This is a genomic window from Mycobacterium shigaense (assembly GCF_002356315.1).
In the GTDB taxonomy this organism is placed as follows: domain Bacteria; phylum Actinomycetota; class Actinomycetes; order Mycobacteriales; family Mycobacteriaceae; genus Mycobacterium; species Mycobacterium shigaense.
In genome coordinates, this window is the sequence record NZ_AP018164.1 from 3,581,425 (window position 1) to 3,600,478 (window position 19,054).

The following is a 19,054-nucleotide window of genomic DNA, read 5'->3' on the forward strand; positions in this document are numbered from 1 at the left end:
CAGCTCTTGGAATCTCATTGCGCCGTTTCACATTTCGCGGGTTGTCCAGAGGCCGCCAGAACGGAGTCGGCGTCCATGCCGATGACCTCCAGATACAACTGTGCGACCTGCTCGAGCCGGCCGGGGTAACGCTCGGCGCGGGCGAGCAACCCGGCGAGCGACGAGACGGTGCGGTTGGCGAAGATATCGGCGACCATGACGTCGGGGGTGTCCAGCCAGGAGCGGATGCGCGCGACAGCCTGGGTGGCCGAAACCGAATCCCCGCCGAGCGCGAAGAAGTCGTCGTCGATGCCGACCCGTTCAAGACCGAGCAGGTCCGCGACAATCGCGGACAGAGCCGATTCCAGCGCCGTCGACGGCGCGCGGTAGCCGGGCCCGTCCGTGTCGGAGGTCGAGACCGCGGCGCCGAGCAGCGCCGCGACGGCACGCCGGTCGATCTTGCCGGCGTCGGTGAACGGGATGGTGTCCACCGGCACGATGTGGCGCGGAATCATATGCGCGGGAACCAGATCGGCCAGGGTTGCGCGGATGAGCTCGGGCGTCGCACCGTTCGCCGAGTCTGCGCGCACTGCCGCGGCCAGCACCTCGGCCCCTCCGGGAAGCGCGGCGGCGACGGCTATTTGGACGCCGGGTATCCGCCTCAGCGCGGCCTCGATCTCGCCGAGCTCGATGCGGTAACCGCTGATCTTGACGCGGTGATCGGCGCGGCCGACGAATTCCAGGGTGCCGTCCGGCCAGTAGCGGACCAGATCGCCGGTGCGGTACCACCGCCGCCCGTCGTGCTCGACGAACCGCTCCGCGGTCAGGTCGGGACGTCCGCGGTAGCCGCGCGCGATGCCACGGCCGGACACCCAGAACTCGCCGGTGACCCAGTCGGGGCAGTCGTCGCCGGTGCCGCTGACGACGCGGCAGACGTTGTTGGGCAGCGGAACCCCGAACGGCAGGGCGGCCCAGTCGTCGGGTATCGCGTCGGTGACCTCGAAAATAGTGTTGTGCGTTGGGGTTTCGGTCGCGCCGCCTAGCCCGGCGAAGCGCAAGCCGGGCGCCTCGGCGCGCAGCCGGCGTACCAGCTCGGGCCGCACCCAGTCGCCGCCGGTGGGTATCACCCGCACCGAGGACAGCCGGCCGCGGGCGACTTCGATCAGCATCTCCAGCCAACCCGGCATGAAGTGCAGCACCGTAACGCCGTGCGCCTCGATGAGCTGGGCCCACGCGTCGGGGTCGCGGCGCTGGTCCTCGTCGACCACCACGATCGACCCGCCGGTGCGCAAGGTGACGAACAGGTCCATCACCGAGATGTCGCCCTCCAGTGTGGACAGGGCCAGGCAACGGTCCCCCGGCCCGATGTCGAAGTGTCGGCCGATGAATTCGACGGTGTTCATCGCGGCGTCGTGGGTGACCTCGACGCCCTTGGGCTCACCCGTGGACCCCGAGGTGAACAACACGTAGGCGAGATCGGCCGGATCGACTCGTGCGCAATCGATTTCAGAACTAAACGCCGCGTCGGCCAGCACGTCGGCCAGCATGAGCGCGGGCACCGGCAGCGACAGCCGCTCCCCGCCACACACCAGCGCCAGGCGCACCCCGCCGGTTTCGAGGATGCGGTGCGCGCGATCGCATGGCTGATCGGCGCCGATCGGCAGATAGGCCGCGCCGGCGGCCAGGATGCCCAACACGGCGGGCACCTGCTCGGCCGTCTTCGGGCCCACGACGGCGACGGTGTCGCCGGCCCCGACGCCGGCCGCCCGGACCGCCGCGACGACCGCCAACACCTGGGCGCGCAGCTGTGCATAACTGAGGTCGCCGGAACTGGCGAACACCGCCGGCGCCTCGGGCCGCCGTTCAGCCTGACGAAAGAAGCCGTCGTGCAAGGCTTCTCCGCTGGGTGGCGCGGTGCGGCCGTTGACCGTGTCGCGCACCGCCCGCTGGGCGGCCGGCAACGCCGGGGGATCCGGCGCGTCCCACCCGTCGTCGCCGGAGGCCAATCGGCGCAACTCGTCGATCTGATGGGCGAACATCGCGTCGATGACGCCTGGCGCGAAGACGCCGTCGCGCACATCCCAGTTCACCAGGACCCCGCCGTCGAACTCGGTCACCTGCGCGTCCAACAACACCTGGGGGCCCTGCGAAATGATCCACACGGGTGAGCCGAATTGTTCGGTGACGTCGGTGCTGAACAGCTCCCCGAGCCCCAGCGCGCTGGTGAAGACCACCGGCGCCAGCACCTGGGTGCCGCGATGGCGGCTGAGGTCGCGCAGCACGGACAGCCCCGAGTACGCGGAGTGCGCTGCCGCCGTACGCATCGACTCCTGCACGGCAAGCGCCCGTTGCGCCGCGGTGGCCGCGTCGGTCAGGTCGACGTCGAGCAGCAGCGAGGAGGTGAAGTCGCCGACCAGGTTCTCGACGTCGGGGTGTATCCCCTGGCGGCCGAACAGCGGGACATTGAGCAAGAACCGCGACGTCGACCAGCGTGCCACGGCGTTGGCGAACGTCGCGGCCAGCGCCATCGCCGGGGTGATGCCCCGCCCGCGGGCGCGCTCGAACAGCGCGTCGCGCGTCGCCGGGTCCAGCCAGTGCCAGCGGCGGGTGCTGCGGCGCGAGTCCCGGCTACCAGCGGTGGGCAGCATCGGCGGGTCGGGCAGCTGCGGGATGCGCCGCGCCCACCAGTCGCGGTCGGCGCCGCGGACCGGCTGCGGCTGCTCCTCCGCGCGGGTCATGGCCTGGCGGTATTCGCGGTAGCTGAACCCGAGCTCGGGCAGGTCGCGGCCGAGGTACAGGGCGGCCAGGTCCGACATCAGGGTGCGGTAGCTCATCGCGTCGGCGGCCTGCATGTCGAGGTCGACGTGCAGGCGCGAACACTTGCCGGGCAGCAGGGTCAGCGCGAGTTCGAATACCGCGCCGTCGAGCTCCTGGTGCGACTTGGCATCGCGGATCGCAGCGAGCCGCCGATCGACGTCGTCCGCATCCAGGTCGCGCAGATCCGCCACCGCGACCGGGAAATCGCCGCATCCGCCAGCCGGGGCGATGTGCTGCGTGCCGTCGGGCGAGAATCGCACCCGCAGCATGGGGTGCCGCAGCGCCAGGCGGGTCGCCGCCACCCGCAGCCGCTCGGGGTCGGTGGCACCCCCGTCGAACTCGACATACAGGTGCCCGGCCACCCCGCCGAACTGCTGATTAGCGGCGCGGCCCACCCACATCGCGTGCTGCATGGGAGCCAGCGGAAAGGGCTCGTCGGCGGCTTCGGCATCCCGGGCCGTCTCGCCGGCCGGCGGCTCAACGCCCCGCGAGCGCGCCGCCACCAGCTCGGACCAGGCCTCGATGGTCGGACTGGCGGACAGCGCGGCGAAATCGACGTCGATGCCCTGCCTGCGCCACCGGCCGGCCAGCGACATCATCCGGATCGAGTCCAGGCCCTGGCCGATCAGATTGTCACCGGGGTGCACCGCGTCGACGCCGACGCCGAGGAGCTCCGCCACTTCCGCACGGATGTCCTCCGAGTACGCCGGGGAACGCACCACGATCCTCCTGAATTAGCACAGGCTGCCCTAATTTTCGCAAGTTAGCCTATCCTCTGTCCCGGCACAGCTACCAAGCCCCCCCCTAAGGAACCCAGGTGATCCCGAACACAGCACCGCCTCTGAAGGGCTTCGTGCCGTTCCCCGCCGACAGGGCCGCCGCCTACCGGGCCGCGGGGTACTGGACGGGGCGCCGCCTGGACTCCCTGCTGGCCGACGCGGCGCGGCGGTGGCCGGACAAGATCGCGGTGTGCGACGCCGGGGCGGACCGGGGCACCGGCCTGACCTTCGCCGGTCTGGACGCGGCGGCAAACCGCGCGGCCGCGGGGTTGCGCGGCCTGGGCATCGCCCCGGGCGAGCGGGTGCTGCTGCAGCTGCCGAACGGCACACAGTTTGCGGTGGCGCTGTTCGGCCTGCTGCGGGCGGGGGCGATACCGGTGCTGTGCCTGCCCGGCCACCGCGCCGCGGAGCTGGCGCATTTCGCCAGGGTCGGCGACGCCGTGGGCCTGCTGATCGCCGATACCGCAAACGGTTTCGACTATCGGGCGATGGCGCGTGGCCTGATCGCCGACCACCCCGGACTGAGGCACGTCATCGTCGACGGCGACCCCGCGGAGTTCGTCTCGTGGCGGCGGCTGCGTGACTCGGCGGCAGCCGCCGAAGCGATCGCTCCGCCCGACCCCGGATCGCCTGCTCTGCTGCTGGTTTCGGGCGGCACCACCGGTCTGCCCAAACTCATCCCGCGCACGCACGACGACTACGTGTTCAACGCGACCGCGAGCGCCGAACTCTGCCGCCTGGGCAACGACGACATCTATCTGGTGGTGCTCTCGGCGGGCCACAATTTCCCGCTGGCCTGCCCCGGTCTGCTCGGCGCCATCAGCGTCGGCGCCACCACGGTGTTCGGCACCGATCCCAGCCCCGAGGCCGCGTTCGACGCGATCGCGCGCCACGGCGTCACGGTGACCGCCCTGGTGCCAGCGCTGGCCAAGCTGTGGGCCCAAGCCTGCGACTGGGAGCCGGTGACGCCGAAAACGCTGCGGCTGTTGCAGGTTGGCGGGGCCAAGCTGGAGCCGGACGACGCGCGGCGGGTACGCGAAACGCTGACCCCCAGTCTGCAGCAGGTGTTCGGGATGGCCGAGGGGCTGCTGAACTACACACGACTGGACGACCCGGCTGACGTGGTGGACGACACCCAGGGCCGGCCGCTGTGCGGGGCCGACGAGCTGCGCATCGTCGACGGTGCGGGCGAGCCGGTGGCGCCCGGCGACGAGGGCGAACTGCTGGTGCGCGGCCCGTACACGCTCAACGGCTACTTCCGCGCCGAGCGGGACAACGAACGCAGTTTCGATCCGGACGGGTTCTACCGCAGCGGCGACCTGGTCCGCCGCCGCGGCGACGGCAACCTGGTGGTGACGGGCCGGATCAAGGACGTCATCACCCGCGCCGGCGAAACCATCGCCGCCCAGGACCTCGAGGAGCGAATGCTGACCCACCCGGCGATCTTCTCGGCGGCCGTCGTCGCGCTGCCAGATGCGTACCTCGGCGAAAAGATCTGTGCTGCGGTCGTTTTCACCGGCGATGCGATCGAGCTGGCCGAGCTGAACACCTACCTCGACGAGCGAGGGGTGGCCGCGCATGCCCGGCCGGACATGCTGGTCGCACTGCCGGCGTTGCCCACCACGCCGATCGGGAAGATCGACAAGAAGGCCATCATCCGCCAGATCGGAATGTGACTCGATGGATTTGCCCGTCGTCTTTGACTCCCCCGCCGGGGAGCTCTCCAGCAGAAACAATGCCATTGACGAATGTCACCATTTGCGATTGACTGCATGGCATGGCGGACATCGTCGTCCTGGCTCGGGGGTCATTGCGATCCCGCGGCGCGACAGCGGTAAGTGCCTATACGCTGCGGCCGATCACCGGCCTGATCCCGCCCGAACGGGCGTGGGGGCTGTGGCTGTCGCGCCAGCTCGTCGCCCGAATCATGGACACGTTCGGGCCGTCGCTGGCGGGCACCCGTGTCGAACAGGTCGACACCAGGCTGCCGGACGGGCGACGCCTCGAGGGTGAGTGGGTGTGCGGCCCACGCACGCCTACGGGCGCAACTCCCTATCTCGAAACGAGTTCGGGCGAAATCTATTACGTGCATGGCAGCGGCTATGCCGGGTGTTCGCCGAGAACGCACCGCCCAATCGTCCAGCGGCACATCGCCGATAGCCGCACCGCCGGCTCCGACGCCGACGTTGTTGATGACCAGCGTGGGTGCCGCGCCGGTCACCACCGCGGCCGCGCCACGGCTGGTTTTCGGCCTGCCGCGCAGGCTGTCCAGTGCACCGATCATGGTCAGCCCGCGTCCTCGGCACGTGCCCACGCGGCCGCCTACAACGCCCACGACCGCGGCGAGCTCTACTGCATGCCACAGCTCGACGCCAGGATCGGCTGGAACATCAAACGCATTGCCCCGCAAACCTACACCCGCGCGGCTGGCTTGCTATCCCGCGCAAACATCCACTGATAACTCCGAGGGGAAGGAGCCGCTGATGGCCATCGACATGGAAGCCATGCTCGCCAAGATCAAGGACCGCCAGTGGGCGCTCGCCGACATCGACTGGGACGCGCCGGGCGCCGAGACCATCAAGCCCGAGTTCCGGCCCAAGCTGCAGGCTTTCATGGCCGATCTGTGCTGGATCGAGAACATCGGTGCCCGGGGTTTCGCAGCGCTGGCCAAAAAGGCGCCGACCCCGACGATCGCCGAAATCTACCGGTATTTCCACGCCGAGGAACAGCGTCACGCCAACGCCGAGTTGGCACTGATGAAGCGCTGGGGCATGCTCGACGACGGCGTGATTCCCAAACCCAACGTCAACATCCGGCTGGCGATAGAGTGGCTGGATACGTTTGCCGACGACATGCCGCTGTCGGTGCTAGGCACCGTGATCCCGATGCTCGAGGTCGCGCTCGACGGCGCCCTGCTGAAATTCCTGCTGGAATCGGTGGAAGATCCCGTCTGCCATCAGGTGTTCGAGAAGATCAACAATGACGAATCGCGGCATATCACGGTCGATTTCGAGGTGCTGGAGATGATCGGCAGCGCCAGCGCACGCCGGCTGGCCATCGAGTTCGTCGGACGCTTCGCCTCGCCCGGCCTGATCATCGGCATGCTGATGTATGTGCCCCTGCTCAATCGGGTCCGCAACGAGATGGCGGGCATGGGCATGGATGCCGAGCGATTGTTCAACGCGGTCAACCGATTCAAGCAGCTCGGCGACCGGGGCGAACGTACCCGCCGGGTGCCCACCTACCAGTTGCTCAAGCGGCACGGCAGGTGGGTGGTTAATCCTAAACACCCTTACCAGCTGCTGGCCAATTCCATGGTGTGGCTGTCCGACTTCTACCCCAAGCCGCTGCTGAGACCCGCGCCGAGCTGGTCGAAGGAACTCACCCACGACCCCGCAGCGTGAACATGAGCAACGACCACACCTACGCGACGCTGATCGTCGGAGCCGGTTTCACCGGGCTGGGTGCCGCGATTCGGTTGGCCGAGGCCGGGATCACCGACATCGTCATCTTGGAGCGCGCCGACCGGGTCGGCGGGACCTGGCGCGACACCACCTATCCGGGCGCGAGTTGCGACGTGCCGTCGCTGCTGTACTCGTACTCGTTCGTGAAGAACCCGACGTGGTCGCGGACGTACGCGCCCGCCCCGGAGATCTACCGCCACCTCGAAGACATGGCGACCAGGTTCGGCATCCGCCGGCACATCCGGTTCAAGCACGAAGTGAACGCCCTGGCCTTCGACGAAGACGAAGGACTATGGACCGCTAAGACCAAAAACCGCAAACGCTTTCGGGCCCGCACCGTCGTGCTGGCGTCGGGTCCGCTGTCGGACATCAGCGTCCCCGACATTCGCGGCCTGGACACCTTCCGGGGCCACAAGATCCACAGCGCCCGATGGGACCACGACTACGACTTCACCGACAAGCGGGTCGCCGTCATCGGTACCGGCGCCAGCGCCATCCAGATCGTTCCCGAACTGGTCAAGCAGGCCGGGTTCGTCAAGGTCTTCCAGCGCACGCCCGGCTGGGTACTGCCGCGTCTGGACATGGCGACGCCGCCGGCGCTACAGGCCGTGCTCGCCAAAGTTCCAACGATCCAACACCTTGCCCGCCAGGCGCTGTTCTGGGGCCACGAAGCCAGCGCCACAGCCCTGGTGTGGGATACCCCGCTGACCTCCCTGGTGGCGCGGCTCGGCCGGGCGCATCTGCGTGCCACGGTCAAAGACCCGTGGCTGCGCCGCCAGCTGACCCCGGACTTCGCCCCCGGATGCAAGCGCATGCTGGTCTCCAGCGACTACTACCCCGCGCTGCAGCGCGACAACTGCAAGCTGATCTACTGGCCCGTCGCGACGCTGAGCCCGGCGGGCATCCGCACCAGCGACGGCATCGAACACCACCTGGACTGCATCGTGTTCGCCACCGGCTACGACGTCCACCTCACCGGCCCGCCGTTCACCGTCACCGGTCTCGGTGGCCGCTCGCTGGCCGACGAATGGGCCGGCGGCGCGCAGGCTTACAAGAGCATCAACGCGCACGGCTATCCCAACCTGTTCCTCATGACGGGCCCCAACTCCGGGCCTGGCCACAATTCGCTGCTCGTCTACATCGAGGGGCAACTCGGCTACGCGGTGCGCGGTATCCGCACCATCCTCGACGAGGATCTGCGCTATCTCGACGTGCGCGCGGACGTCCAGCTGCGCCACAACGAGGACATCCAGCGCCGGCTCACCAAGACGACCTGGATGTCGGGCTGCCGTAGTTGGTATCTCACCAAGGACGGGTTCAACGGCTCGATGTACCCGGGCTTCGCGACACAGTATCTTCGCCAGATGAGCGATTTCCGCTACGCGGACTACCAGGCGGTGACGCGGCGGGCCACGGCGCGCGTCACCTCCAGCGCCTGAGGCGGCGATGGCACAGAAACCCGAGCCCGGCACTATCGCCAGCGTCCTGTACAACCTGCGGCGGGCGCCCAAACGCGTTCGCCGCCAATCGCGGGACTTCATCGAGACCGCGGTGTCTCAGCTTTTCGACGCGGCCGCGCGCCAGCCGCAAGGGGTCGCGGCATCCGGCGAGTACCGAATCGACGACCTCGCCCGCCTGGCCGGCACCACCACCCGCAACATCCGGGTGTACCGCGACCGAGGACTGCTGCCCCCGCCACTGCGGGTCGGCCGCATCGCCCTGTTCAACGACACCCACCTGACCCGGCTGCGGCTGATCACCTCGATGCTCGATCGGGGCTACAACATCGCGCACGTGCGGGAGATGCTCAGCGCGTGGGAAGAGGGCAAGAACCTAGGCGACGTACTGGGCCTGGAGACGGCCATCGTCGGCAGCTGGACCACCGAGAAACCGGAAGTCATGGCGCTCGCCGACGCCCAACGCCTTGTCGACGACGCGGCCGCGTTCGAGCGGCTGGTCGGGCTGCAGGTCATCCGGGTGGACGGCGAGCGGGCCACCGTCGTCCGGCCCAAGCTGATCGAGGCGTTCAACGAGATCCGCGGTTACGGAGTCGAATTGGGGAAGCTCGTCGACCTGCATGAGCAGATCGTGCCCGAGATCGACAAGATCAGCGACCTGCTGGTGCGCGCCGGCGCCGAACACGTCGTCGACACGATCAAGCCCGGCCAGGCCCTGCCCGCGGACGCCGAGGTCGCGGAGCTGATCACCATGCTGGTCCGGTTCCGCACTCAGGCGGTATCGACCGTCACGGCAACACTCGCGTCCTCGATCGAATCGAACATCGAGTCGTTGGCCGCCCGGATCCTCGCCGACTACCTAGAACAGTCGCCCGATGCCGTCCCCGACGAGCTCGCCGCCCGCCGCCGAAAGGCGAACTGAAACTACTGGCACGCAACCAGATACGGCGCGAGCGTGGACAGCTTCTCGCAAGTCTCCTCGAACTCGCGCTCCGGATCTGACTCCTCGATGATGCCGGCACCGGCCCGCAGCCAGGTCTTGCCGCCGGATTCGTAGGCGGCGCGCAGGGTCAGTGCGGCATCAAGCCCGCCGTCCGACGAAATCAGCACCACCGCACCGGAATACAGCCCACGGGGTCCCTCGTCAAGCCGCAGGATGGCCTCGACACCGGCGGTTTTGGGGATACCCGACGCGGTGACCGCCGGAAAGAGCGCCTCCAGCGCATCCATCCGGTCGCTCGACGAATTCAGTCGCGCGCTGATCGTGGAGCCGAGGTGCTGCACGCTGCCGCGCTCTCGCACTGTCATGAAATCGGTGACGACCGCGGTGCCCGGCTCGGCGACCTCGCTGATTTCCTGCAGCGAACTTCGCACCGAAATAGCATGCTCGACAATCTCTTTGGAATTCGATTCCAGGTCGTCGCGGGCCTCTCGGTCATGGGTCGCGCCGCGGCCGAAGGCGCGGGTGCCGGCCAGTGGCTCAGTCACCACTTCGCCGTCGCGGACCGCGGTAACGAGCTCGGGGCTGTAACCCATCGCGCGGATTCCGCCCAGCCGCAGCAGAAACGACCGCACCGGCGTGTTGTGCCGACGGCCCCGGCGGTAGGTCGCAGGGAAATCCAGTGCGAAAGGCACTTCCAGGCTGCGGGACAAGATCACCTTGTGATAGCTGCCGGCGGCGATCTCGGATACCGCCGTCGCCACGCGCTCGCGATAGCCGGACGCGTCGGTGCTGACCTCGATTCCGCAGGCGTCGGGCACGGCGGGCAGGCCTCGACGTAGCAATCCGAGCACGGCCTCGCGGTGGCCGGCGGCGTCGCCGAAGAACGACACGTCCTCGTGCGTCACCACAATGCGGGCGCGGGGCGAGAACACCCGGGCCAGGGGGGTCGCCGGCGCCAACCGGGGCTGCAACCCGTAGCGGTACACGCCGAACTCGAAGGCGATCCAGCCGAAGACCTGCTCGGTTTCCAGCAACAACCGGTCGACGGCCTCGCCGAGCACCGGCCCGGGTCGCCCGGTCCACGGTCGGCACTGGACCATGCCGTCGCTGATGACCCGCAATTCTTCGCTGTCCAGCTCCACCACGGCTTGCACTCCGCTGGCCAACACCCATTGACCGCCATGCTCGTAGAGCAGATATTCGTCGCCGTCTCGCTCGGGCAGCGCAGCGGCGAGTTCGGCCGCCAGATCGGCCGGATCGATATGTGCGGGGAGGGGAATCGGCGGAGACACCATGCCGGGGGAGGTTGTCTCGACGCTGACGTCAGTCACGGTTAGTAAATGTAGCCTAACCTATGAAAGTACGCGCCCCCGCCCCCGTCGATGTCGCCAAACTCTCGCGCCCACCTCGCCCGCCGGACATGGCCGCGGCACAAAATATCGGCCGGACGCGAAACCTCACCGACGCGACCGCACCGGCGCAGCCGACGTCATCCGCGCCGGGCAGGCGCCAATCGCGCGCCCGGCCGCCAGGAATACCGGAAACGTTCCCCGCTCGTCCGCTTTCGGCCGCCGCGCGGACCGGTTACCGTAACCTGAGCCCTCCGGTCATTCCGAACCCGTCGGCGTTGCTGGTGGGCTCGCACGGGGGTTGGCAGGCGCAGCGCCCGAACGGGCTCGGGGGCTCCGACACGCCATGAAAGAAACTCTTAACAGAACGTTAATGCGTCCCGTGTGAACTGCCCAGCTAACACTTGGCCGCCCATCAACAACCCTAGGGTTCGAGAGGAACACCATGTTCGTAATCCGACTCGCGAACGGTGAAGAAGTTCAGGGATCCGATGGTGATGAACTGGAAATCAACCAAGAGACCGGCGTTCTTTCCGTTTCCCGAGTCGACGGGTTCGAGGAAATAACTACGCATTATTCGCCGTCGGCATGGGCGTCTGTGACGCATCGAAAGAGGGGCACCGAGGTGCGGCCCTCGCTAATTTCGTCCGGGCCCTAATTCCACAGTAAACCCACAGGACACTCACACCGCACTCCCGCTTACCGGGCTCTGATCGGGCCGTTCGAGCTCCTGTGAGCTGTGCTTTTTCGGCGCCCAGTCATTCCTGTGAGCCTGCTGTCGGCCTGGCTTTTTCGCGTTTTTACTGAGTGGCGGTCCAGCACCGGCGGGGCTAAATTTTGCTCGGTCGTCGGGACGGTTCGTGGTTGCCCGCTTGCAGACAGTGCTTCCCAGGACGACCGCAGGAATCCAAACCGGAGGCGACAATGCTGCAGGAGTTCTGGCACAACTTCACGCACAACCTGTTCAAGCCGTTGTTGCTGTTCTTCTACTTCGGATTCCTTATTCCGATCTTCCGGGTGCGGTTTGAGTTTCCCTATGTGATCTATCAGGGCCTGACCATGTACCTGCTGCTGGCTATCGGCTGGCACGGCGGCGAGGAACTCGCCAAGGTCAGACCCGACGAGATAGACAATATTGCCGGCTTCGTGGTCCTGGGCTTCGTGCTGAATTTCTTGATCGGCGGGTTGGCCTATCTGCTGTTGTCGTTTATGAGTTCGATGCGGCGAATCGACAAGGCAACTGTCGGCGGCTATTACGGGTCGGACTCGGCGGGAACCTTCGCCACCTGCGTTGCGTTTCTGGCGGGCGTGAACATCGCCTTCAACGCCTACATGCCGGTGATGCTCGCGGTAATGGAGATTCCAGGCTGCCTGGTGGCGCTGTACCTGGTGGCCCGACTGCGGCACCGGGGTCTGAACGAGGCGGGGTACATGCCCGACGAGCCCGGATACGTCCCGCCGGTCAAGGTCGGGGTCGGTCCCGGCACCGCCGCCCGGCCCTCACAGGGACAGAGCCTCGACGATCAGGAAGCACGCGGCGTCGAGCAGGAGCTAGAACTCTCGATGGAGAAGCTCGAGCATCCGAACTGGGAGCCCGACCACACGCCGGCTCGGGGTAAGCCCAAGCGGATGAGCATTTTCTCCCGCGAGCTTCTCCAAGAGGTGTTCCTCAACCCGGGGCTGGTCCTGCTGATCGGTGGCATCGTCATCGGCCTCATCAGCGGGCTACAGGGACAAAAGGTCGTTGCGGATGACGACAAGTTCTTCGTCATGGCGTTCCAGGGCGTGCTGTGCCTGTTCCTTCTGGAAATGGGTATGACGGCATCGCGAAAGCTGAAAGACCTGCGAGCAGCGGGCCCAGGTTTCATCGTCTTCGGCCTGCTGGCACCGAATCTCTTTGCGCCGCTAGGGATCATCGTCGCTCACCTCTACGCCACCCTCACGCAGACCGATTTCAAGCCCGGAACCTACGTGCTGTTCGCGGTGCTCTGTGGCGCGGCGTCCTACATCGCGGTACCGGCGGTCCAGCGGCTGGCGATCCCCGAAGCCAGCCCCACCCTGCCACTGGCCGCATCACTCGGTTTGACGTTCTCTTACAACGTGACCATCGGAATCCCGCTCTACATCGAGATCAACCGCCTGATCGGACACTGGTTCACCTAGAGGCGACCGGGGCGGCTGAACACCCCAGCAAACCACTGATTAGCGAGGCCCGGACGGCGGAAGTGCCTTACGCAGGGTGTTAATAGTTTGTAAAGGCGAATTGACCTGGATACGCGCCGTTCTCGAACCTCTAGGGTTGTTGGCTGACGCCAACGTGGGTTGTTGCTCCCTCCAACAACCATGAACGCACGGATCAGCGGGAGGCGCTAATGCTTCACGAGTTCTGGGACAACTTCACGCACAATCTATTCAAGCCGCTATTGCTGTTCTTCTACTTCGGATTCCTGATCCCGATCTTGAAGGTGCGGTTCGAGTTTCCCTATGTGATCTATCAGGGCCTGACCATGTACCTGTTGATCGCCATCGGTTGGCAGGGCGGCGAAGAGCTGGCCAAGATCAAGCCCGAGGACATCGACAACATCGCCGGCTTCACCCTCCTGGGCTTTGTCCTGAATTTCGTCATCGGCATCGGCGCGTACTTCCTGTTGAAGTACATGACCAAGATGCGTCAGGTTGATAGAGCGACCGTCGCGGGTTATTACGGCTCCGATTCGGCGGGAACCTACGCCACCTGCGTGGCATTTCTGGTCGGTGTGCACATCGCCTTCAACGCCTACATGCCAGTCCTGTTGGCGTTCATGGAAATTCCCGGGTGCCTGGTGGCGCTGTACCTGGTCGCAAGACTACGGCACCGAGGCCTCAGCGAAGCCGGCTACATGCCGGACGAGCCTGGCTACGTCCCGGCCAAGGCCGGCGTCGGTCCCGGCACCGCCGCCCGCCCCCGCCACGGCCGGAGCCTCGAGGCCACCGACGAGCACGGTGTCGAGCAGGAATTAGAACTCTCGATGGAAAAGCTCGAGCACCCGAACTGGGAGCCCGACCAAAGCCCGGCGCTTGGGAAGGCCCGGAGGATGCCGTTCTTCTCCCGTGCTCTGCTGCAGGAAGTGTTTCTCAATCCCGGGCTGGTCCTCCTCGTGGGCGGCATAGTCGTCGGCTTCATCAGCGCATTGCAGGGACAGAAAGTCGTCCACGACCAGAACAGTTTGTTTGTTTCGGCGTTCCAGGGTGTGCTCTGCCTCTTCCTGCTCGAGATGGGGATGACGGCGTCGCGCAAGTTGCGGGATCTCAGGACCGCCGGGCGCGGTTTCATCCTATTCGGCCTGCTGGCTCCGAACGTCTTTGCAGTGCTGGGTATTCTGCTCGCTCACGCCTATTCCAACCTCAGCGATACGCACTTCGAGCCGGGCACCTACGTGCTGTTCGCGATGCTGTGCGCCTCCGCGTCGTACATCACCGTTCCGGCCGTGCAACGACTGGCGATTCCGGAGGCGAGCCCGACGTTGCCATTGGCCGCAGCGCTGGGCCTGACGTTCTCCTACACCGTCACCATCGGAATCCCGCTGTATATCGAGATCGCCCGCCTGATCGAGCATTGGTACCCGGGCTTCTGACGACTACCCCAGGATGGTCCGCACCACCGCGTCGGCCAACAACCGCCCGCGCAGGGTAAGGACCAGTCGGTCGCCGTCGGGCACCAACAAGCCATCGGAGACGACGGTTTCGGCGCGCTCCCGCTCGGCGCTGTCCAAGCAGGACAGCGAAAGCCCTTCGCGCAGACGGATTTTCAGCAGCACCTCTTCGGTGTGCAGGGTGTCGACATCGAGCTGCTCGAAGTCGGCCACCGGCAGCGTGAACTCGGCCAGCTTCTGCGCATAGGCGTTGGGGTGCTTGATGTTCCACCATCGCGTGCTGCCGACATACCCGTGGGCGCCCGGGCCCGCGCCCCACCACTGACCACCGGACCAGTAGCCGAGGTTATGCCGGCATGCACCGCCCGGCCGCGACCAGTTGGACACCTCGTACCACCTCAGCTGCGCGTCGGACAGCCGGGCGTCCAGCAGTTCGTAGCGGTGCGCCAGCACGTCATCGTCGGGAGGGCTCAGTTCGCCTTGGCGGACCCGGCGCGCCAGCGCGGTGCCCTCCTCGACCACGAGGGCGTAGGCGGACAGGTGGTCGACACCGCTTTCCACCGCCGCGTCGACCGAGCGCAGCAGATCGTCGTCGGTCTCGCCCGGGGTGCCATAGATGAGGTCGAGGCTGACGTGTTCGAAGCCCGCGGCAATCGCCTCGCGCGCCGCGGCCGCCGACCGACCCGGCGAATGCACGCGATCCAGCGTGGCCAGCACCCGCGGCGCCACCGACTGCATGCCGAGCGAGACCCGGGTGTAGCCGGCGCCCCGGATGGCGTCGAAGAATTCCGGCCAGGTCGATTCGGGGTTCGCCTCGGTGGTGATCTCGGCGTCAGTCGCCAGCGCGAAGTGCTCGCGCACCGTATTCAGCAGCGTCGCCAGGCGCTCGCCGCCGAGCAGCGACGGCGTGCCCCCGCCGAGGAAGACGGTATCCACCGTGGGCCCATCCAGCCGCGCCGCCGCCAGCTCCAGCTCGGTACCCAACGCCTGCAGCCACGCGTCCGGATTGACACCCCCCAGCTCGGCCGGGGTGTAGGTGTTGAAATCGCAGTATCCGCAGCGTGTTACGCAAAACGGGACGTGGACGTAGAGGCCGAACGGGTGCCCAGGATTCGGTTCAATGCCGGGCAGATGCACCGGCGCCTCGCGAACGGCCATGCCACATAGTCCCACGGTCGATGGTGCCGGCCTCTACCGAATCCGGGGTTTGTGTGTCTAACATGCCAGGTTTATAGGGTATTTTAGATCATCGTGAGAAGAAGTTTCACCTGGTTGCGTCGCCGCTCACGATCCATGGCACAATGGAGCCGTGACCGTCGCCAGCCCGCACCTGCGTATCGCCTTGGTGGCGCGACGGCACATCGATCTCAAGCGTGTCTGCAGCTGTAGCTGTCTGCCTTGATGTCGTAGACCTGCCCACCTACACGTCCAGGATGGCGCCGGATCTGCGCCCACCGAATTAGTCGGTGAGCTGCGCCGCCACGCCTGCAAAGAGTTTGCGAAGGAGATCGCGTTAATGACCACAGCCCGTCCCGCGAAGACCCGCAACGAGGGTCAGTGGGCGCTGGGAAATCGTGAGCCGCTGAACCCCAATGAGGCGTTCAAACAGGCCGGCCCCCCGCTCGAAGTGCGGGAACGAATCGAAAGCATCTACGCCAAAGAGGGCTTCGACAGCATCGAAAAAGACGACCTACGGGGCCGGATGCGATGGTGGGGCCTGTATACCCAGCGTGAGCAGGGCTTCGACGGCAGCTGGACCGGCGACGAGAACTTGGACAAACTCGAGGCCCGGTACTTCATGATGCGCGTGCGCTGCGACGGCGGCGCCCTGTCGGCAGCCGCCCTGCGCACGCTCGGCGAGATCTCGATCGAGTACGCCCGCGACACCGCCGACATCTCCGACCGCGAGAACGTGCAGTACCACTGGATCGAGGTCGAGAAGGTTCCCGAGATCTGGCGGCGCTTGGACGCAGTCGGCCTGCAGACCGCGGAGGCTTGCGGCGACTGCCCGCGGGTGATCTTGGGCTCCCCACTGGCAGGCGAATCGCTGGACGAGGTCTTGGATCCGACGTGGGCGATCGACGAGATCGTCAAGCGCTATGTCGGCAAACCCGACTTCGCCGACCTGCCGCGCAAGTTCAAGACCGCGATATCGGGACTGCAGGACGTCGTCCACGAGGTCAACGACATCGCGTTCATCGGCGTCAACCACCCCGAGCACGGGCCCGGCCTCGACCTTTGGGTCGGTGGCGGCCTGTCGACCAACCCGATGCTGGGCCAACGGGTCGGCGCCTGGGTGCCACTCGAGGAGGTCCCCGAGGTCTGGGCCGCGGTCACCTCGGTGTTCCGCGACTACGGCTACCGCCGGCTGCGGGCCAAGGCGCGGCTGAAGTTCCTGATCAAGGACTGGGGCATCGAAAAATTCCGTGAAGTTCTCGAACGGGAGTACCTCAAGCGTCCGCTGATCGACGGCCCGGCGCCCGAGCCTGTCAAGCACCCGATCGACCACGTCGGCGTGCAGCGGCTCAAGAACGGGCTCAACGCCGTCGGCGTCGCGCCGATCGCGGGCCGGGTGTCCGGCACCATCCTGGCCGCAGTGGCCGACCTGGCCGAGCGGGCCGGGTCCGACCGCATCCGGTTCACCCCCTACCAGAAGCTGGTCATCCTCGACATTCCCGACGACAAGCTGGACGACTTCGTCGCCGGGCTCGAGGCGCTGGGGCTGCAATCGCGGCCGTCGCACTGGCGCCGAAACCTGATGGCGTGCACGGGTATTGAGTTCTGCAAGTTGTCGTTCGCCGAGACCCGGGTCAGGGCGCAGTCGTTGGTGCCGGAATTGGAGCGCCGACTCGAGGACATCAACTCCCGGCTGGACGTACCGATCACGGTCAACATCAACGGCTGCCCGAATTCGTGTGCGCGAATTCAGGTGGCCGACATCGGTTTCAAGGGCCAGATGGTCGACGACGGCGACGGCAACTCGGTCGAGGGCTTCCAGGTGCACTTAGGCGGCAGCCTCGGTCTCGACAGCGGCTTCGGCCGAAAACTGCGCCAGCACAAGGTCACCAGCGACGAGTTGGGCGACTACATCGATCGGGTGGTCCGCAACTTCGCCAAACACCGCACCGCCGGTGAACGGTTCGCTCAGTGGGCGATTCGCGCCGACGAAGGGGACCTCCGATGAGTGAGGCGACCAAGCCGGACGAGGACCAACTGCGCGAGATCGCCGCGCGCGGTGCCGTCGAGCTCGAGGGTGCCAGTGCCGACGAGCTGTTGCGCTGGACCGACCGGAACTTCGGCGGCGTCAACGGACCGCGCGGGTGGGCGACCTGCCAGTACGTCGTGGCCTCCAACATGCAGGACGCCGTGCTGGTGGATTTGGCGTCGAAGGTGCGCCCGGGCGTGCCGGTGCTGTTCTTGGACACCGGTTATCACTTCGTCGAAACCATCGGCACCCGTGATGCCGTCGAATCCGTCTACGACGTGCGGGTGCTCAACCTGACCGCCGAGCAGACCGTGGCCGAGCAGGACGAGCTGCTCGGCAAGGACCTGTTCGCGCGGGACCCCGGCGAATGCTGCCGGCGACGCAAGGTGCTACCGCTGGGCAAGACGCTGCGTGGTTACTCCGCCTGGGTGACCGGGATACGCCGGGTCGAGGCGCCGACCCGGGCCAACGCGCCGCTGGTCAGCTTCGACGAGGCGTTCAAACTGGTGAAGATCAACCCGTTGGCGGCCTGGACCGACGAGGAAATGCAGAACTACATCGACGAGCACGATGTGTTGGTCAATCCCCTTGTCTACGAAGGCTATCCATCAATCGGATGCGCCCCGTGCACGGCCAAGCCCGTCGAGGGAGCCGACCCGCGCAGCGGGCGCTGGCAGGGGCTGTCCAAGACCGAATGCGGGCTGCACGCGTCGTGACCGCCACCCTCGTGCTGACCGCACACGGAAGCAGGGATCCGCGGTCGGCGGCCAACGCGCGGGCCGTCGCCGCGGCGGTGTCGCGGCTGCGGCCGGGTCTCGATGTGCGACTGGCGTTTCTGGACCACAGTTCACCGACCCTGATCGACGTGCTGACGTCCCTGGACGGCCCAGCGGTGGTGACCCCTCTGCTGCTGGCCAACGCCTACCACGCTCGCGTCGACATTCCCCGCCAGATCGCGAGTTGTGCCGTCGCGCAACATGTTTGGCAGGCGCCCGTGCTCGGCGAGGACGACCGGTTGGTGTCGGTGCTGCGCCGGCGCGTGACGGAGCTGGGCGTGTCGCAGCTCGACGAAAGCCTGGGCGTGCTGGTGGTGGCGATCGGCACCTCAGATTTGGCGGTGAATGCGCGCACGGGCCGGGTCGCACCAAAGCTGTTGTCCGGCACCTCCTGGGCGGGCGCGAGCACCGCGTTCGCCTCCCATTCCGAACGCTCGCTGGCCGACGCCCTGGGCCGGTTGCGCCGCCAGGGCGCGCGGCGGGCGGTCATCGCGCCCTGGTTCCTGGCGCCGGGGCTGCTGCCCGACCGCGTCCGCGCCTATGCGCAACAGGCCGGCATCCCGATGGCGCGGCCGTTGGGATCCCACGAACTGGTGGCCGCGACGGTGCTGGATCGTTTCGATCAGGCGTCGGCGGAGCGACTCGCCGCCTGA

General features: G+C 66.8%; 14 protein-coding genes and 3 pseudogenes. 13 read left to right on the top strand and 4 right to left on the bottom strand.

Annotation, left to right across the window (positions count from 1 at the left end; translation table 11 throughout):
• Positions 1–14: 14 nt before the first annotated feature.
• Positions 15–3,518 (bottom strand): non-ribosomal peptide synthetase, encoded by a 3,504-nt coding sequence (locus MSG_RS16795; RefSeq protein ID WP_096441298.1) that lies wholly within the window; start codon positions 3,516–3,518, stop codon positions 15–17.
• 95 nt (positions 3,519–3,613) lie between these two features.
• On the opposite strand from MSG_RS16795, the gene MSG_RS16800 reads away from it, so the two are divergent.
• Positions 3,614–5,251 carry a (2,3-dihydroxybenzoyl)adenylate synthase gene (locus MSG_RS16800; RefSeq protein WP_096441300.1) on the top strand — a complete coding sequence of 546 codons (1,638 nt, stop codon included), beginning with the start codon at positions 3,614–3,616 and terminating at the stop codon, positions 5,249–5,251.
• Between the two features lie 101 nt (positions 5,252–5,352).
• A pseudogene (locus MSG_RS16805) lies at positions 5,353–5,706 on the top strand (acetyl hydrolase); the annotation flags it as partial.
• Here the strand turns inward: MSG_RS16805 and MSG_RS26225 are convergent.
• Positions 5,704–5,787: pseudogene (locus tag MSG_RS26225) on the bottom strand (SDR family NAD(P)-dependent oxidoreductase); the annotation flags it as partial. The pseudogenes MSG_RS16805 and MSG_RS26225 overlap by 3 nt on opposite strands.
• A 114-nt stretch (positions 5,788–5,901) precedes the next feature.
• On the opposite strand from MSG_RS26225, the pseudogene MSG_RS16810 reads away from it, so the two are divergent.
• From MSG_RS16810 to MSG_RS16825, 4 genes and pseudogenes are all read left to right on the top strand, one after another.
• Positions 5,902–6,033: pseudogene (locus MSG_RS16810) on the top strand (SDR family NAD(P)-dependent oxidoreductase); the annotation flags it as partial.
• A gap of 25 nt (positions 6,034–6,058) precedes the next feature.
• Positions 6,059–6,979 carry a reductase gene (locus tag MSG_RS16815; protein WP_096441302.1) on the top strand — a complete coding sequence of 307 codons (921 nt, stop codon included), beginning with the start codon at positions 6,059–6,061 and terminating at the stop codon, positions 6,977–6,979.
• A complete protein-coding gene (locus tag MSG_RS16820; RefSeq protein WP_096441304.1) occupies positions 6,976–8,478 on the top strand; it encodes a flavin-containing monooxygenase in 1,503 nt (500 codons plus the stop codon). The genes MSG_RS16815 and MSG_RS16820 overlap by 4 nt, the downstream gene beginning before the upstream one ends.
• A gap of 7 nt (positions 8,479–8,485) precedes the next feature.
• The gene (locus MSG_RS16825) at positions 8,486–9,418 is read left to right on the top strand and encodes a MerR family transcriptional regulator (RefSeq protein WP_096441306.1); all 933 of its coding nucleotides are present in this window, start codon (positions 8,486–8,488) and stop codon (positions 9,416–9,418) included.
• A gap of 2 nt (positions 9,419–9,420) precedes the next feature.
• Here the strand turns inward: MSG_RS16825 and MSG_RS16830 are convergent, their stop codons facing one another.
• Positions 9,421–10,734: a salicylate synthase gene (locus MSG_RS16830; RefSeq protein WP_373421146.1), complete on the bottom strand. Its 1,314-nt coding sequence runs from the start codon at positions 10,732–10,734 to the stop codon at positions 9,421–9,423.
• Between the two features lie 499 nt (positions 10,735–11,233).
• Here MSG_RS16830 and MSG_RS16835 point away from each other — a divergent pair, with 499 nt between their 5' ends.
• From MSG_RS16835 to MSG_RS16845, 3 genes are all read left to right on the top strand, one after another.
• The gene (locus tag MSG_RS16835) at positions 11,234–11,446 is read left to right on the top strand and encodes a hypothetical protein (RefSeq protein ID WP_096441310.1); all 213 of its coding nucleotides are present in this window, start codon (positions 11,234–11,236) and stop codon (positions 11,444–11,446) included.
• A 266-nt stretch (positions 11,447–11,712) separates the two neighbouring features.
• Positions 11,713–12,951: a sodium-dependent bicarbonate transport family permease gene (locus tag MSG_RS16840; protein ID WP_096441312.1), complete on the top strand. Its 1,239-nt coding sequence runs from the start codon at positions 11,713–11,715 to the stop codon at positions 12,949–12,951.
• Positions 12,952–13,160: 209 nt separating this feature from the next.
• Complete coding sequence (locus tag MSG_RS16845; RefSeq protein WP_096441314.1) at positions 13,161–14,402, top strand: sodium-dependent bicarbonate transport family permease; 1,242 nt, start codon at positions 13,161–13,163, stop codon at positions 14,400–14,402.
• A 3-nt stretch (positions 14,403–14,405) separates the two neighbouring features.
• Here the strand turns inward: MSG_RS16845 and hemW are convergent, their stop codons facing one another.
• Positions 14,406–15,578 (bottom strand): radical SAM family heme chaperone HemW, encoded by a 1,173-nt coding sequence (gene hemW, locus MSG_RS16850; protein WP_096441316.1) that lies wholly within the window; start codon positions 15,576–15,578, stop codon positions 14,406–14,408.
• Between the two features lie 187 nt (positions 15,579–15,765).
• On the opposite strand from hemW, the gene MSG_RS26230 reads away from it, so the two are divergent.
• The 4 genes from MSG_RS26230 to MSG_RS16870 all read left to right on the top strand — a co-directional run bounded on the left by MSG_RS26230 (position 15,766) and on the right by MSG_RS16870 (position 19,054).
• Entirely contained in the window at positions 15,766–15,822 is a 57-nt protein-coding gene (locus MSG_RS26230) for an Ms4527A family Cys-rich leader peptide (RefSeq protein WP_372506756.1), read from the top strand.
• Positions 15,823–15,936: 114 nt separating this feature from the next.
• Positions 15,937–17,604 (top strand): nitrite/sulfite reductase, encoded by a 1,668-nt coding sequence (locus tag MSG_RS16860; protein ID WP_096441320.1) that lies wholly within the window; start codon positions 15,937–15,939, stop codon positions 17,602–17,604.
• Positions 17,601–18,341 (top strand): phosphoadenylyl-sulfate reductase, encoded by a 741-nt coding sequence (locus MSG_RS16865; protein ID WP_096441322.1) that lies wholly within the window; start codon positions 17,601–17,603, stop codon positions 18,339–18,341. Before MSG_RS16860 ends, MSG_RS16865 begins: the two co-directional genes overlap by 4 nt.
• Positions 18,320–19,054: a sirohydrochlorin chelatase gene (locus tag MSG_RS16870; protein ID WP_408632013.1), complete on the top strand. Its 735-nt coding sequence runs from the start codon at positions 18,320–18,322 to the stop codon at positions 19,052–19,054. The genes MSG_RS16865 and MSG_RS16870 overlap by 22 nt, the downstream gene beginning before the upstream one ends.